The organism is Parabacteroides sp. AF17-28, assembly GCF_003479205.1.
GTDB lineage: Bacteria > Bacteroidota > Bacteroidia > Bacteroidales > Tannerellaceae > Parabacteroides > Parabacteroides acidifaciens.
On sequence record NZ_QUGV01000031.1, the window covers coordinates 1 to 1442 of the forward strand.

The 1442-nt window shown below is 41.3% G+C and carries 2 protein-coding genes; both read right to left on the reverse strand.

Annotated features, from left to right (window positions below; all coding sequences use genetic code 11):
• Window positions 1-246 precede the first annotated feature (246 nt).
• Window positions 247-1152: an IS3 family transposase gene (locus DWW90_RS17790; RefSeq protein ID WP_255418892.1), complete on the reverse strand. Its 906-nt coding sequence runs from the start codon at window positions 1150-1152 to the stop codon at window positions 247-249.
• 5 nt (window positions 1153-1157) lie between these two features.
• A partial coding sequence (locus DWW90_RS17795) for a hypothetical protein (protein WP_233547799.1) occupies window positions 1158-1442 on the reverse strand: 285 nt, incomplete at its 5' end.

Genomic DNA, 1442 nt, shown 5'->3' on the forward strand with positions numbered 1-1442 from the left:
TGACCTTTCCTGAAATCAGTTTACAGATTAAACAATTATAACTAAACTCAATTTACATAACAAAGATTAAAACCTAAATTAGGTTTACACTCTTTTTGTTTATTCCTATAAAGGCCTTACATAAGCCACCAGCTTGTGAGAGACGGGCAAAGTTAGTAAATAAAGATGACCCACCCAAAAACTCATCGCTCTGGGAACGCCTTAGCGGCAAGGGAGTGGAGCACCACTCCCGACGAGCGCTGCTATTTATATGTAAGCAAGCGGTTGAGCCTTTCGCGCAGGATAATAATTCTTCCATTTCTTTGTCAGCACTCCCTTTTGATTATAAGCCTGGTCGGGTGTCAACCAATTATTACTGGCGTGCGGCCTTTCGTGATTGTAGAACTCTATGGCAGGGAGCAGGACTGCTCGTATATCATCTTCATTTTTAAACGTATACAAGGATAACCATTCCTGTTTCAATATGCCATTAATACGTTCTGCTACCGCATTCTCTAATGGATCCCCATGTTCCGTCCGGCTGACCCGTATACCATACTGGGTCAACAGATCCATATATGCGAAATAAGTATACTGGATGCCTCTGTCCGAATGATGGATTAATCCAGCCAAAGGGCCTCCAGACATCTTTATCGCTTGTTCTAACGTTTCTTGTGCATTCTTATATTTCAATGAAGAAGAGAGCGTCCATCCCATTATCCGATGAGAATAAAGGTCTGTAATCAGGAATAAATAGCAAAAGCCATTCAATGTCCAGATGTAAGTGATATCACTGACCCACACCTGATTAGCAGCCGTTGGAACCACTCCCTTGATCAGATTAGGGTACAAGGGAGCATACGGGTCTGCATAGGTAGTACGGGCCTTACGCCTTTTTATACGCAGCATAAAACCGCTATCTCTCAATAAATTATAGAAGGCATCACGGCCCATCGTAAACTTATCTTTAAAATAAGACTTACACATCTCAAAGAGTTTTTGGCAACCTATACGGGGCGCCTTGGCTCTGACTTCACGAATATATTCTATCACAAATCCCTTAAATGCAAGTTTTGCGAAATCAACTTCATGATGTTGATAATAAGACTGGCGACTAACACCAAACAGTTCGCACAAAGAAGACACTCCATAGGAAGGCTTCTCCCTGCGCAGTCTTACTACTGTTTGGTGCCAGCTTTTTTTCGAATCGGAATTTTAAACATTTCTTCCGCTACATCAATCATTGTGTCATACGAATCAGCACGCATTCTTTCCTGATAAAGAGCCAGTTTCGCTTCTTTCAACTCCCGTTTAAGACGAGTGATTTCTTCGGATTCCGACTTTGGTGATTCTGCTTTTTTCATTGAATTCTCGTTTTTGTCATCACCTACAAATTTACGAATCCAACTGCTAAGAGTCACTATCTGAGGTATAGAATGTTTTTTACATAACGCTCCTTTACT